Here is a 14,014-nt window from a genome sequence, read left to right as displayed (position 1 = left end):
AACTTTAGTATTAATACCTTCTTACATTTGCCGAGATTTGGCCCGTTGACGATGCTGTAGTGGCAAAGGGGAATCACTGAATACCCCTGCCATCTGCGCCTCCGGCGCAAGGAGAAATGCCATGCGTCTTTCCCGAGTCCTCAAGAGCTGCAAAGAATTCTTCTACCGCAAGGATGGTGCCTCGGGCATCGAGTACGCGATTGTCGCGGCCATGGTTGCTGTAGCGCTGACAGCGTTCATTACGCCCATTTCTACCAATGTGTCTGGGGTCATGACCAAGATTGAAAACGCGCTAAAAGCGCCGCCTGCTTCGGGCGGTGGCAGTGGTGGTAGCTGACGAGTGGATTCATCGGTTCACGCCAATGCACTGATCAACTCCCCCATCACAGGACCGCCCCATGCCGACCTCTTCCCCCCGTCAACAGCTACTCCTGGTGGATGACGAAGAGGACGCCTTGCTGGAACTTGCCGAATTGCTGGAGGGCGAGGGTTTTTGCTGCTACACCGCTACCTCGGTGAAACTCGCCCTGCAACAACTCACCCGCCACCCGGACGTGGCCCTGGTCATCACCGACCTGCGCATGCCGGAGGAGAGCGGCATATCACTGATCAGGCGCCTGCGCGAGCACACCTCGCGCCAGCACTTGCCGGTGATCGTCACCTCCGGGCATGCCGACATGGACGACATCAGCGACCTGCTGCGCCTGCAGGTGCTGGACCTGTTCCGCAAGCCGATCTACCACAACCGCCTGCTGGAAACCCTCGACAACCTGTTCCCCAAACCGCGGATGCAACTGGTGCAATGAACCTGCAGGGGCTACGGCCCTTGTAGGAGCCGGTTCACAGCTGCACGCTGAAACTCACACTCAGCCGTGGCTCCCGGTCAAAGCTGTCGAGGGCAACATCCGACAGCGGCTTGGCCAGCTCCAGTGCCAGGTTGTAGAAACGCCCGTCACCGATGCGCAGCCCCAAAGCCACTGAACTCAAGTGTGCATCGCGCAGGTCCACCTCGTTGAACCAGGTGCGCGCGGTGTCCAGTACGGCATAAGGTTGCAGCAACTTTACCCAGCGGCCATCGCCGTTGAAACTGTAATTGAGCTCATAGGCCAGGCCCCAGCCCTTGTCGCCCAGGGCCTGGTCGGCGGGGTAACCGCGGGCAAAGCTCTGCCCGCCGAACACCACCCGCTCGCTGTCGGGCAGGCTGTCGCGGCTCCAGTACAAGGCCGCCGACGCCACCCCCTGCCAATTGCCAAACAGGCGGTCGCTCTGCAAACCGGACAGGCGCAGGCGGAGGAAATCCAGGTCGAAATCGCTGTTGCTTTTCGCCCCCAGGTAATCCAGGCCCTGATAGGCGCCGCCACTGACAATCCGCAGTTGGTCGGTATCGGCCTTGCGCCACTCGCCTTCAAAGCCCAGGGCACGCACATCGGTGCGATTGCTCAGCCGCAAGGGCGCGTCGACCGCGCGATACTCAACATCGTCATTGACCATGTAGAAACGCGCAGCAACGTTGAGCGACTCACCGGGCGCGGCCAGCAGCACCTGGCTGAGGCCCGCCGAAAAGCGGTCGTTCTCGCGATGGGCCTTGAGCTGGGTGCCATCGCCGAGCAGCACCTGGGCACTGGGGTCGCTGTCGTAACGCGAGGCCGACAGGTGCAGCTGGCTGCCCTGATCGTCCAGGTACTGGGAGTAGTCCAGGCGAAAATAGCTTTCGTGATCTTCCCCGCGCGGCGCCAGGGCGGTGACGCTGAACTGTTCGGCCAGCGCCGTCTGCGCGTTGCTGCTCACGCTGAGCAAGGCCTGGGGGTCATCGCGGGTGCCATCAGTGACGGTCAGGTTGCCGCTGAACGGCCGGCGCCTGGCCTCGACGATCAGCCGGCTGGTACCACTGACAGGGTTGGCAGGCGCAAGGCTTGCCTGCACGCTGAAGCCGGGCAGGCGGCTCATCAGCGCGACGTAGCGCTCGAAGGTGGCGCGGGTCAGCGGCCGTTCGGCCTTGAGCCGGCCCACCAGTTGCTCAACGTAGGCCGCCGCCGGGCCCACCTCGCCGTGCAGTTCGAGTTCATCGATGTAGCCTTCGACCAGTACCACCCGCACCCGGCCATCGGCGAAGTCTTGCTCGGGCAAGTAGGCATGTGACAACAGGTAGCCGTCCTGCTGGTAGCGCTGGGTCAGGCGCTGGGTGGCGTCGATCAGCTCGCCGAGGCTGACCTCGCGGCCGGCCAGGCTCTGGTAGTTGTCGCGCAGGTCACTCAAGGGGTAGATGCTGCCGCCTTCGAAGCGCACTTTGCGCAGGAAGATCCGCGTGTCGCGCAGCAACGGCCGGGCCTGGGTTACCGGCACCGGCACCAGCACTCCCGGGTTGCTTGGCCGGTAGGCATCGGCCGGCAGATTGGGGGCCGGCAGGTTGCGTTCGATTTCGTGGCTGTCGAGAAAACGCGGCAGGGGTTCGCTGCTGGCAACGCTCACCCAGGACAACCCCACTATCGCGACGGCCAACGCACGCATCGGACACTCCATGATCCCGAACAGTACAAGGCCGCCAGGGCGGCGGCCTCGTCAATCCAAGCGTAGGTGCTGGCCCTGTCATCGTCTAATAGAGAGCGTCAGTCATTGACCTGAAATTCGACCCGGGCGGTTTCGCCGCTTTCATCCAGGGCGCTCAGCTCGAAGCGCCCGGCCTGCTCAAAGCTTGCCGTGAGGTTCTCCTGACCGCTGGTTTCGCCCAGCGGCGCACCGTTGAGGAACCACCAGTGGCGTCCGTTACCGCCAAGGGCCGAGACCTTGAAACGCAACGGTTCGCTGCTGGTGGCCGGGCGGCGTAGCTGATCGCCCTGGCGCACACCGACAATCGACAGCGGCGGCGCACTGGCCGGCACCTGCGGCGGGCATTGCGGGTCGACCTTGGGCAAGCGCGCCTCGCGGCGTTCCACCCTTGGCAGCCACGGTTCAAGTGGCGACGGCCAGAGGGCGATTTCCCGGGCCTGGGCGCCGGCGCAGGTAGCGTCGACACGCGAGCCCTGATCGTTGACCCAGACCGTCTCGCGCAAGCCGACACTCAAGGGCTGGTCCTGGGCCAGCAGGGTTGGCGGCGTGGTACCGTCCAGGGTCCAGGCAAAACGCTGGCGCCGGCAATTGGGGTCCTGGCGGGCCATGGGTTGGCCGAGCGGCCAGCAGATCGCCGCAACCCCGACGTTGGCCGGCACCGCCGCCACGGGTGTGGCAATCCCGCGCTGGCTGTCGCGGTTGCTCAGCACATCATGCACCTGCAGCATCAACGGCGCCGCCGAGGCCAGGCCGAACTGGCCGGGCACCGGCGTGCCATCCGGGCGGCCGATCCAGATCCCGATCAGGTAACGCGGGCCGACGCCAATCGACCAGGCATCGCGAAAGCCATAGCTGGTGCCGGTCTTCCACGCCAGTTGCGGGCGCTGCACTAGCTCTGCGTGAGGGTCGCGGTCCGGGCGCGCCTGGCCGCTGAGAATCCGCCGGATAATCCAGGCACTGCCGGGCGACAGCAGGCGTCGCTCAAGCAGCGGGTCATTGGGTTGCAAGCGGATCGGCGCACTCAGGCCATCGCGGGCAAACGCGGCGTAGCCGCCCACCAGGTCTTCCAGGCGGCTACCGGCGCCGCCAAGAATCAGCGACAGGTTAGGCTCGGCCAGCGGCGGCAAGATCAACGGCACGCCGCCACTGCGCATCTGCGCGGCAAAGCGTTTCGGCCCGTAGGCTTCGAGCAGTTGCACCGCCGGCAGGTTCAACGACAGGGCCAGGGCGGAACTGGCGGCAACCGGCCCGCTGAAACCCATGGAGAAATTGCCCGGGCGATAGTCGCCGTAGCGGCGCGGCACGTCCTGCAGCAAGGACTCGGAATGGATCAGGCCATCGTCCATGGCCATGCCATAGAGGAACGGCTTGAGGGTCGAGCCGGGGGAACGCAGGGCGCTGATCATGTCGACGTGGCCAAAGCGGCGCTCGTCATTCAGGTCCACCGACCCCAGGTAGGCGCGCACTGCCATGTTCTGCGCCTCGACCACCAGAATCGCCGCCGAGGTCCGCTCGGGCAGGCGCGCCCGCCAGCCCAGCAACAGGTCTTCCAGGCGCCGTTGCAACGAGGCGTCGAGGGTGGTGCGAATCAACGGCGGGCTGTGCGGGCGGTTCAGCCGTCGCGCCAATAATGGCGCCAGCGCCGGCTCCTGACGTGGTGCCAGCAACAGCGGTTCCTCTTCTGCTTCGGCGACCCGTTGCTGCGGCCACACCTGGTACTCGGCCAGGCGCTGCAAGACCTTGTCCCGCGCCGCCTGGGCGCGCTCCGGGTGCCGATCCGGGCGCAGGCGGCTGGGCGCCTGGGGCAACACCGCGAGCAAGGCCGCCTCTGAAGGCGTCAGGTGCAGCGGCGACTTGCCAAGATAGGCCCAGCTGGCCGCGGCGACACCCTGCAAGGTGCCGCCGAAAGGCGCACGGTTGAGGTAGATTTCGAGGATCTGCGCCTTTGACAGATGCCATTCCAGTTGCGCGGTACGCCACAGCTGGCGCAGCTTGCCAGGCAGCGTGCGCGAGTGTGGGTCGAGCAGGCGCGCGACCTGCATCGACAGGGTACTGCCACCAGACAACACCCGGCCACCGCGCAGGTTCTGCCAGGCCGCGCGGCCCAGGGCCAGCGGGTTGACACCGGGGTGATGGTAGAACCAGCGGTCCTCGTAGGTCAGCAACGCCTCCAGGTAATAAGGCGAAACCTGCTCGGCAGTGATCGGGTAGCGCCACACCCCGTCGGCATCGGCAAAGCGCCACAGCGGCGTGCCGTCTTCGGCCAGGACTACCCGGGCGAGGTCATCGGCCGGCATCGGCAACGGCCAGATGCGGTCGGCAAGCCATAGCAAGGCAATCAACAGCAAGGGGATGGCGAGCAGCAAACCCAGGGGTTTGCCGATGGCGCCACGCAGGCGAGCTAAGATGTGCATCAGGCCCTCCTGGCGTAGCAGCTACGCAGGGAACCGACCCGGCCCTGGCATGGCCAAAGGCTTGGCAACGGCGCATTCGCCGAATTGATCATCAGGAAGCAACTATGCATGTAGAAGGTTTTTTCGAGTGGCTCGGCCAGGCGCTGGGGGCGGTGATCCGGTTTATCGTCGACGGCCTGAGCGGGTTGTTCAACCTGCTGGCCAACGCCGGTGGCAATTTCATCGAGGGCCTGTCACGCACCCTGGGCATGGACACTTCGCTGGTCAGCATCCTCGCCCTGATCATCGGCCTGATGTTGCTGTACTCGGCGATCCGCGCCTTCATGCGCGCCTCGATCATACTCGGCATCATCTGGCTGGTGCTGGGTTTGTGGGTGCTGAGCTGGATCATTCACTGACTAAATAGAAGGTGTGGGAGCGGATGAGCCCGCTCCCACAACGCCCTGTGTCAGCGGCCTTTAACCACCAACTCGGCAGGCGATTCGCCCACCGCGTTGTAGTTCGGCCGGTACATCGACTCGACCTGCGGCGGCGGTACCTTGTAGGTCCCCGGGGTTACCGCGCGGGCCAGGTACAGCAGGTGGGTGGTGGAGTACTGGTCGATACTCAGCGCCGCCACGTAGCGGTCATCACGAAACTCCTGATGCACGACCGCGGCGTTCTGCATCGACTCGCGCCATTGCTTCACTGCACTGCTGGCGTTCTCAAGGCTTGCCGCGCTTTGCGCCAGGTTCTGGTTTTCCAGCTCCAGGCCCGCCGGTAGCAGGTCGACCACCAGCGCGTCCGGCACCTGGGTATTGGCCGTCACCGCCAGGTGCACCAGCACCAGGTCACCGCTCTTGAGCGCCTTGATGTCCAGGGCCTGGCCATTCATGCCGAGGAACTCGCGGCGGATGGTCATGCCGCTGCCGCGGGCAACCGGGGCCTGGCGCGGATAACCGGACAGGGTCAGTTGCTGGAACAGCGTCTCGCTGCCTTCGTTCTGGATGGTCAGCGGCGAGGCCAGCAGCGGGCCTTCGAGTTTCATCCCCGATTGCTCGTTGTTGAATTCGCGCACTTCACCGGCGCTGTCCAGGCGTGCCGACCAGTTGCCTTCAGGCTTGCGCAGCAGACCACGACCGGCAAGGTACAGCGCGTTGCGCTCCTGGGTCGACAGCCAGCGGTTACCCGCCATCTGGTCGGAGAGCTCGAACAGCCGTGCATCGAGCTTGTCGCTGGCCAGGTTGTTCTCGGTCAGCAACGACAGGATCAGCGCCTGGTCACGCACCGGGCTGCCGTAGTCGGCCAGCCAGCTGTTCTCGCTACGGGTGACCGCCAGGCCAGCCTGCAGCGCCTGTTGCGCACGCGGCTTGTCGCCCATCTTGTCGAGGGCGATGGCCAGTTGCACCAGCGGCAAGCCGGAACGCGCATCGCTGCGCCGCTCGAACAGGCTGCGCAGGGCGCCCAGCGGCGCTTGCTGGGTACGCGCCAGCACCAGAGCAGCATACGACTGCACGGCAAAGCGGCTGTGCTCGGCGTTCTGGCTGTAGCTGATCTCGATCAGGTTGCGCTCCTGCAGGTAGCGCAGCAGGCGCTCGCTGGCTTTTTTCAGGGCCTCGGGCGGCACGGCATAACCTTGCTCGCGTGCACGCAGAAGGAAGTCGGTGACATAGGCGGTCAGCCAGTATTCTTCCTCGTCGTCAGCGCTCCACAGGCCAAAGCTGCCGTTGTAGCGCTGCATGCCCAGCAGGTGCTCGATGCCCATCTCGATCTTGCGCTTGCGCACGTCCGCCGGCTCACCCTTGATGCCCAGGCGCTTGAGCGTCGCGGCATCGGCGTACAGCGACGGGTACAGGCCACTGGTGGTCTGTTCCAGGCAGCCGTACGGGTAGGCTTCGAGGGCGCGGATCTGCTCTGCCAGGTTCAGCGGCGGGCGGCTCGACAGCGCCAGTGAGGCCTCGAGGCCCACCGGCTCGAACAGCGCCAGGTCAGCTTCCGGCAGGGTCCAGGGCTGGTCTTTGAGAGCGACGCGATAGTGCTGCAGCATTGCCGGGTAGGCCGGGCGAATGCCCAGGGTCCAGTCGCGGCTGAAGGCCGTGGCCGACTCGCCTGGCAGTTGCAGCCCTTGCACCTCGACCTTGACCTTGCCCTGGCCCAGGCCACCGCTGGCCTGCACCGGCACCAGCAGGGTGACGCGCTTGCCTTCGGTGAGGCTCAGGGTTTGTTCGGCGGCGCCGAGCAGATTCAGCTGGCCTTCGGTGCTCAGGCGCACGGTCAGGTTCTGTGCCTTGCCCGACAGGTTGGAGAGGTCCAGGGCCAGGGTCGTGCGGTCGCCGCCGGCGAGGAAGCGCGGCGCCGAAAGCTCGGCAATCAACGGCGCGGCGACCACGGTCTTGCCTTCGGCCATGCCGTAGCGCTCGTCGGTCCAGGCCTGGGCCATCAGCCGCAGCTCACCGTTGAAGTCAGGGATATCGACCGTCGCTTCACCTTCGCCCTTGTCATTGAGGGTTACCGGGGCGCTTTGCTTGGCAACGATGGTCACCGTGGTGTTCGGGCGCTTGCCGCCCTTGGCCATGGCCGCGTCACCACCGAAGGCCAGGCTGGCCAGACGGCCCTGCCCGGCTTCGATCAACTGGCCATAGATATCCAGTTGGTCAGCACCATAGGCCTTGCGACCAAACATGCCGGTAAACGGGTCGGGGGTTTCGAACTCGGTGATGTTGAGGATGCCCACGTCCACCGCTGCCAGCAGTACATGCACCTGTTTGGGCACGCTGCCGTCGGCGTTGCGCGCTTGCACCTTGACGGTCAGCGGCTGCTTGGGACGCATTTTTTCCGGGGCATTGAGGGTTACCGCCAGCTTGCGCTCGTGGCGATCCAGCGGCAGGTGCAGCACACCCACGGCACGTTTCGGCGTGGCATTGACCTTGCGCTCGCCCGGGCGAATCACCAGGGCGCTGACATACAGGTCATGGCGCGCCCACTTCGGATCGAGCTTGACGGCAAAGCTCTTGCCTTCGGCCGGTACATCGATTTCTTCCCACCACAGCGGGCCTTCGCTGGACTCGACCATCAAGTAGCCGGTGCCTGCGGCAGGCGGAGTGACGGTGATATTGGCGGTAGCGCCATCGGCATACGACGGTTTGTCCAGGGCCAGTTTGACCTGGTCCGGACGTACGGCGCCGCCGTCGGCGTTGTCCTGGGCACGGTAGCCGGCCCAGAAACGCCCGCTCGACACCAGGCCGGTCTGCGGGTCTTCGACTTCGACGCGGTACGGGCCCCAATCAACCAGGAAGTTGACCCGGGCGGTGGAGCCGGCCTTGACGTTGACCGTCTCTTCGCTCTGGATGAGGAATTTCTCGTTGTAGTTGTAGCTCCAGCCGTCGCTCTGCGAGTAGTTCCAGTAGTAGTCGCGACGCTCGCGGATCAGGCGCACCTTGAGGTTGTTGACCGCCAGCTTGTTGCCTTGCGGATCGGCCACCAGCACTTCGAATTCCACCGGGCCTTCGCCATCGGTTTCTTCACCCTCGAACAGACCGCGCAAGCCAGCCAGGCGCCCGGCCGGCCAGATCGGTTGCTCAAGGCGGCGGGTGATCGGCCGGCCACCGGACTCCTGCAGGCTGGCCTGCACGGTCAGTTGCAGCGGCGAACGGGCTTCGGACCATTTGCTTTCGATGTTCAGGGTGGTCTTGCCGTTGCTGTCCAGGGTGACTTCGTCCAGCTCCAGGTCCTGGCTCAGTTCCTCTTCGGTGATCGAACCGAACTGATAGCCCGGCAGTGCCGGCACCGCTTCACGCAGCGGGCGCACATAGGCCTGGCCGCTCAGGCGATTGCCCGAAGCCGGGGCGCCGTACAGGTAGCGACCGTTGACCTTGATCTGCGCAGTCTGGTCCGGGCTCAGCGGCTTGTCGCTGCCCTTGAGTTCCAGGGCCAGACGCTCGGGCAGGAAATCTTCGACAAGGAACTCGAACACCTGCTTCTTGCCGCCGCCGAGGTCGAACAGCAACTGCCAGCGCCCGGTCGGCGCTTCATCGGCCAGTTGCAGCTGATACTGATAGAAGCCATTGGCATCGGCTTCCCAGACGAACTTGCGGCTGATCTGCTCATCCGGACGGCGCACTTCCACGGTCACCGGTTGCGGCTTGAGCGGGCGGCCATCCTGGTCACGCAACAGGCCGTTGAGCAGCACGGTTTCACCCGGGCGATAAAGGTCGCGCGGGCCGAACACGAAGAACTGCAGCGGGTTGGCCTGGGGGCCGGTGATGTCGAATTCGGCCAGGTCCAGGGCAGCGCTATTGAGGCGCAGCATGGTGGTGTGCACGCCCTGATGGGCCAGCAGGGTTTCGGCTTTCGGTGGCGTCGGCAACTGGGCATGGCCGTCGCTGTCAGTCTTGGCCTGGGCCAGCACGCGGCCTTCGCCGTCGAGCAGTTCCAGCTCGACACCGCTCAGCGCCTTGCCACCTTCCAGGCCTTGGGTGAAGACATCCAGGCGGTTCTGGTAACGGTGCGCCGAGACGCCGATGTCACTGAGGGTGAACAGCGTCGCCGGTTGCGTGTAGTCGTAGGTTCCGGAGGCGCGCATTACCGCCAGGTACACGCCTGGCTCTTGCAGCGGCTTGATGCCGGCAATCGGCAGCAGCACGGTTTCGCGGGTGTTCTTCGCCGGGTTGAGGTCGAAGCGGCCGCTGTAAACCAGCTCGGTCATGTCCAGGATTTCTTTGGACGTGTAGTAGTACAGGCTGCTGTTGCGGCCCCAGGTGGCGAGGAACGGCGACAGTTTGTCCGACTTGATGCGGAAGAACTCGACATCGACCTTGTTGACGTTCAAGGCGATCACCGGCAGGCCTTCGGCCAGTCGCGTCGGCAGCAGCGAGCCACGGCTGGCGAAGCCGATGGTCGATTGCATGTCGCGGGTTTCCAGGCGGCTGATCGACTCGGCGGGCAGGCGCTTGCCATTGACCGCGAGCAGCCCGGCGTCGATGGTCAGCACCAGCTTGCGCTGGGGCTCCAGGTGGCGCAGGCGCAGCTCCATCTTGTTGGCAGAAAGCTCCCAGGCGCCGTCGACCTTGCCTTTGACGGTATCGACCAGGTGCACCTTGTCAGCGAAGTTCTGCTGGTCATCCAGCGGCACCGAGAAGGTCAGGGCCAGGGCGCTGGCGCCATCGACCTGCACTTCCGAGACATCCACCACGCTCAGCTCGCGACCGGCATAACGCTTGGCCAGGGTCGCGGCATCGTCCTTGGCCGCAGCGGGCTTGGTCGCGTCTGCGGGTGCAGCCGGAGCGGCCGGGGCCGGGGCTGCGGGTTGGTCCTGGGTCTGCGCGGGCGGGGCCGCGGGGGCCGGTTTGTCCGGGGCAGACGAATCGCAGGCACTGAGCAAGGCCAGCGCGCAGGCCAGCAACAATCCTTTGTTGAGCATGGGAGTAGTAACTCTCGGGCAGCGGAATCTTAGGGGTGCACTATATATCAACCGCGCCGCAACAGTGATGCGGCGAGCGGATGTGAGACCGCCTTCGCACGATTTGGTGCCCGCAGCGGCTACAATGCCGGCTTGCCAGGAGCTTTCATGTCCCGTTTGCTGACCGACTGGCGCGACCGCCCGACCCATATCAAGGTCTGGGCGCTGGCCGCGCCGATGATACTTTCGAACATTTCCGTACCGCTGGTGGCCCTGGTCGACAGCGCCGTGATTGGCCACCTGCCCCATGCTCATCAGCTCGGTGCGGTGGCGGTGGGCGCCAGCCTGTACACCTTCCTGGCCTGGGTGATGGGCTTTCTGCGCATGGGCTCGACCGGTTTCGCCGCCCAGGCGGCGGGCCGTGCCGACGGCGCAGCACTGCGCCAGGTGTTGCTCCAGGGCCTGTTGCTGGCGCTGTTTTTCGCCCTGCTGCTGGGTGTGCTGGCCCTGCCGTTCAGCCACCTGGCGCTGCAACTTATGCAGCCCTCGGCAGCGCTGGAGCAGTCGACCCACGACTTCTTCCAGACCCGCCTGCTTGGCCTGCCGGCGGCGCTGGCCAGCTTCGCCCTGGTCGGCTGGTTCCTCGGCACCCAGAACGCCAGGGCGCCGCTGGCGATCCTGCTGACCACCAACCTGCTCAACATCGCCCTCAACCTGTGGTTCGTGCTCGGCCTGGACTGGGGCGTGATCGGTTCGGCGCGGGCCTCGGTGATTGCCGAATGGAGCGCCGCCCTGCTCGGCCTGGCCCTGACCCGCCCGGCCCTGCGCGCTTACCCCGGGCAGATCGCCTGGGCACTGCTGGCACGCTGGCAGAGCTGGCGGCCGCTGCTGAGCGTCAACCGCGACATCTTCATCCGCAGCCTGGCGCTGCAAGCGGTGTTCTTCCTGATTACCGTGCAAGGCGCACGCCTGGGTGAAGCGACCGTGGCAGCCAATGCCTTGCTGCTCAATGGCCTGCTGCTCACCGCCTACGCCCTTGATGGCCTGGCCCATGCGGTCGAAGCGCTGTGCGGGCACGCCATCGGCGCTGGCGATCGCCAGGCGCTGCGCCGCTCACTGACCGTCGCCTGCGGCTGGTCGCTGCTTGCCAGCAGCGGCTTTGCCGTGTTGTTTTTGCTCGGTGGGCATCTGTTCATCAACATGCAGACCGACATCGCCAACGTGCGCGAAACCGCCTACCAGTACTTGCCGTACCTTGCCTTGCTGCCGTTGATCGCGGTGTGGAGCTATCTGCTCGATGGCTTGTTCATCGGCGCCACGCGGGCGCGGGAAATGCGCAACGGCATGCTGCTCAGTGTGCTCATCGCCCTGCCGGTTGCCTATCTGGCTCGCGATCTGGGCAACCACGGCCTGTGGCTGGGCTTTCTGCTGTTCATGGCCTTGCGCGGGGTAACGCTGGGGGTGATGGGCTGGCGGTTGCAGCGGCGGGATGGGTGGTTTGTGCGTCGGTAGTTGAAAGCATCGCGGGTCAAGTCGGGTCGCCGCACCGCCGCTCCCACAGGTTCAGCATCATGCCTCCCCTGTGGGAGCGGGCTTGGCCCGCACCACTGATCAGCTCGACAGGTACGACGAACGGGTCAGGCCCAGACGCAGGGCGTCGAGGAACTGGGTCTTCTCACGGGCGGTGATCTTGGCGCTGGCGCACTTGTCGCGGTAGTGAGTCATCAACTCCTCCGGCGACAGGTGCACGTAGCGCAGCATGTCTTCGATGGTGTCGTGGGTCTCGATACCGGCGTGGTACACGCTGCCGTTCGGGTTCTGGTAGATGTTCACCGAGTCGGTATCACCGAACAGGTTGTGCATGTCACCGAGGATTTCCTGATAGGCACCGACCAGGAAGATACCCAGCAGGTAGTCTTCACCTTCGTTGATCGCGTGCACCGGCAGGCTGGTCTCGATGCTCTGCTCGTCGACGTACTGGTTGATCTTGCCGTCCGAGTCGCAGGTCAGGTCTTGCAGCACGGCGCGGCGCAGCGGCTCTTCGTCGAGGCGATGCAGCGGCAGGATCGGCAGGACCTGGCCAATGGCCCAGGTGTCCGGCAGGCTCTGGAACACCGAGAAGTTGCAGATGTACTTGTCGGCCAGCTTGTCGTTGAGTTCGTCGAGCACCTGGCGGTGCGAGCGTTGGCGGGCCTTGAGCGAGTTGTGCAGGCGCCGGCAGACCGCAAAGTAGCACTGTTCGGCCAGGGCTTTCTCGGCCAGGGTGATCTTGCCGTCGGCATACTGGGCGGCCACATCGCTCATGTAGTGAGTGGCGCGCCAGTAGGTTTCGGTGACCATCTCGATATCGGTCGGGCCGAGCAGGTCGGCCAGCCACTGCACGGTCTCGGGCAGGCTTTCCTTGTTCTCGATCAGCGGCACTTCGTCGTTGTGCTTCTCGACGTCGGTCACCTGCACCACCAGCACGGCGTGGTGCGCGGTCAGCGAGCGGCCGCTCTCCGAGAAGATATGCGGATGCGGCAAGCCCTGGGCATCGCAGAACTCCTTGAGCATGCCGACCACGACACCGGCGTAGTCATCCATATCGTAGTTGATCGAACTGGCGTTGCGCGAGTGGGTGCCGTCGTAGTCCACACCCAGGCCGCCGCCGACGTCGATGTGATCGACCGGCAGGCCCAGCGCGCGCAGCTCGCCGTAGTAACGGATGGCTTCCTTGAAACCATGCTGGTAGTCGGCCAGGTTGGCGATCTGCGAGCCCATGTGAAAGTGCAGCAGGCGGATGCCCTGGTCCAGGCCGGCATCGCGAAAACGCTGCACCACCGAGATCAGTTGCGCCGCCGACAGGCCGAACTTGGACTTCTCGCCACCGGTATCGGCCCACTTGCTCGAGGCCAGCGACGACAGGCGAACGCGCAGGCCAACTTGCGGCTTGACCTTGAGCTCGGCGGCTTCTTCGATCACCAGGGCCACTTCCGACTCTTTCTCGATGACGATAAAGACGTTGTGGCCGAGTTTCTGGCCCATCAGTGCCAGGCGGATGAACTCGCGGTCCTTGTAACCGTTGCAGACGATGGTGCCGCCTTTCGGTGCCAGCGCCAGCACGGCCAGCAGCTCAGGCTTGGAGCCGGCTTCAAGGCCAATGGAAACGTTCTGGGTGGCGATGATGTTTTCCACCACCGCTTCTTGCTGGTTAACCTTGATCGGGTACAGCGCGGTGTACTGGCTCTGGTATTCCAGGCGCGCGATGTTGGCGTCAAAAGCGCCAGTCAGCTGGCGCACGCGGTCCTGGAGAATGTCCGGGAAACGTACCAGCAGCGGCAGCGACAGGCCGCTCTTGCGCAGTTCGTCGACCTGTTCGAACAGGTCGATCGGCGCGCTGCCAGGCCCGTTCGGGCGGACTTCGACGCGCCCGGCCTCGTTGATTGCGAAGTAGCCGGCCCCCCAATGGCGAATGCCGTAAACACTGCGGCTGTCCGCAACTGTCCATTGGCTGCCATCGTCTTTGCGTGTGCGTCGTACGGACATTGAAGTCCCCTATATAGAAAGTCGAAAAACACCGGCCTGCATGGGGCGGGCGCAGTGTAAAACCTGAAAGTGACGATTATCCGTGTTCAGGGATAGACCCTTCCTACGGGAACGAGTTTAGAAAGCGAATTGCAAAAAATCGCGATGCAGT

The 14,014-nt window shown here is 64.8% G+C and carries 8 protein-coding genes; 4 read left to right on the top strand and 4 right to left on the bottom strand.

All coding sequences use genetic code 11. The features are described 5' to 3' along the window. Positions 1-121 precede the first annotated feature (121 nt). Together LOY54_RS02965 and LOY54_RS02960 are read left to right on the top strand one after the other, a co-directional pair. The gene (locus tag LOY54_RS02965) at positions 122-337 is read left to right on the top strand and encodes a Flp family type IVb pilin (protein ID WP_045197032.1); all 216 of its coding nucleotides are present in this window, start codon (positions 122-124) and stop codon (positions 335-337) included. A gap of 61 nt (positions 338-398) precedes the next feature. After that, a complete protein-coding gene (locus LOY54_RS02960) occupies positions 399-806 on the top strand; it encodes a response regulator (protein ID WP_045197030.1) in 408 nt (135 codons plus the stop codon). 34 nt (positions 807-840) lie between these two features. Here LOY54_RS02960 and LOY54_RS02955 read toward each other — a convergent pair whose 3' ends face one another. Both LOY54_RS02955 and pbpC read right to left on the bottom strand, forming a co-directional pair. Then, positions 841-2,508 (bottom strand): ShlB/FhaC/HecB family hemolysin secretion/activation protein, encoded by a 1,668-nt coding sequence (locus tag LOY54_RS02955; protein WP_258609193.1) that lies wholly within the window; start codon positions 2,506-2,508, stop codon positions 841-843. Between the two features lie 98 nt (positions 2,509-2,606). After that, on the bottom strand, positions 2,607-4,961 hold the full coding sequence (pbpC, locus tag LOY54_RS02950) for a peptidoglycan glycosyltransferase PbpC (protein ID WP_258609191.1): 2,355 nt from the start codon (positions 4,959-4,961) through the stop codon (positions 2,607-2,609). Positions 4,962-5,065: 104 nt separating this feature from the next. Between pbpC and LOY54_RS02945 the strand changes: the two genes are divergently transcribed. After that, entirely contained in the window at positions 5,066-5,359 is a 294-nt protein-coding gene (locus tag LOY54_RS02945) for a hypothetical protein (RefSeq protein WP_038997361.1), read from the top strand. Positions 5,360-5,409: 50 nt separating this feature from the next. Here the strand turns inward: LOY54_RS02945 and LOY54_RS02940 are convergent, their stop codons facing one another. Further along, positions 5,410-10,359 carry an alpha-2-macroglobulin gene (locus LOY54_RS02940; RefSeq protein WP_258609189.1) on the bottom strand — a complete coding sequence of 1,650 codons (4,950 nt, stop codon included), beginning with the start codon at positions 10,357-10,359 and terminating at the stop codon, positions 5,410-5,412. 147 nt (positions 10,360-10,506) lie between these two features. On the opposite strand from LOY54_RS02940, the gene LOY54_RS02935 reads away from it, so the two are divergent. After that, the gene (locus tag LOY54_RS02935) at positions 10,507-11,850 is read left to right on the top strand and encodes an MATE family efflux transporter (protein WP_093376511.1); all 1,344 of its coding nucleotides are present in this window, start codon (positions 10,507-10,509) and stop codon (positions 11,848-11,850) included. A gap of 99 nt (positions 11,851-11,949) precedes the next feature. On the opposite strand, the gene speA is transcribed toward LOY54_RS02935, so the two are convergent. Continuing rightward, positions 11,950-13,863 carry an arginine decarboxylase gene (gene speA, locus LOY54_RS02930; protein WP_045197019.1) on the bottom strand — a complete coding sequence of 638 codons (1,914 nt, stop codon included), beginning with the start codon at positions 13,861-13,863 and terminating at the stop codon, positions 11,950-11,952. Positions 13,864-14,014 lie beyond the last annotated feature (151 nt).

Source organism: Pseudomonas sp. B21-032, from assembly GCF_024748965.1.
Classification (GTDB): domain Bacteria; phylum Pseudomonadota; class Gammaproteobacteria; order Pseudomonadales; family Pseudomonadaceae; genus Aquipseudomonas.
The sequence above is the reverse complement of the archived record's forward strand: the minus strand, read 5'-3'. Positions and strand labels throughout refer to the sequence as shown.

Bases quoted from the DNA above. Each gene is read 5' to 3' on its own strand.
- LOY54_RS02965 (WP_045197032.1), top strand. From the start codon at position 122: ATGCGTCTTTCCCGAGTCCTCAAGAGCTGCAAAGAATTCTTCTACCGC.
- LOY54_RS02935 (WP_093376511.1), top strand. From the start codon at position 10,507: ATGTCCCGTTTGCTGACCGACTGGCGCGACCGCCCGACCCATATCAAG.
- speA (WP_045197019.1), bottom strand. From the start codon at position 13,863: ATGTCCGTACGACGCACACGCAAAGACGATGGCAGCCAATGGACAGTT.
- pbpC (WP_258609191.1), bottom strand. From the start codon at position 4,961: ATGCACATCTTAGCTCGCCTGCGTGGCGCCATCGGCAAACCCCTGGGT.
- LOY54_RS02960 (WP_045197030.1), top strand. From the start codon at position 399: ATGCCGACCTCTTCCCCCCGTCAACAGCTACTCCTGGTGGATGACGAA.
- LOY54_RS02955 (WP_258609193.1), bottom strand. From the start codon at position 2,508: ATGCGTGCGTTGGCCGTCGCGATAGTGGGGTTGTCCTGGGTGAGCGTT.
- LOY54_RS02940 (WP_258609189.1), bottom strand. From the start codon at position 10,359: ATGCTCAACAAAGGATTGTTGCTGGCCTGCGCGCTGGCCTTGCTCAGT.
- LOY54_RS02945 (WP_038997361.1), top strand. From the start codon at position 5,066: ATGCATGTAGAAGGTTTTTTCGAGTGGCTCGGCCAGGCGCTGGGGGCG.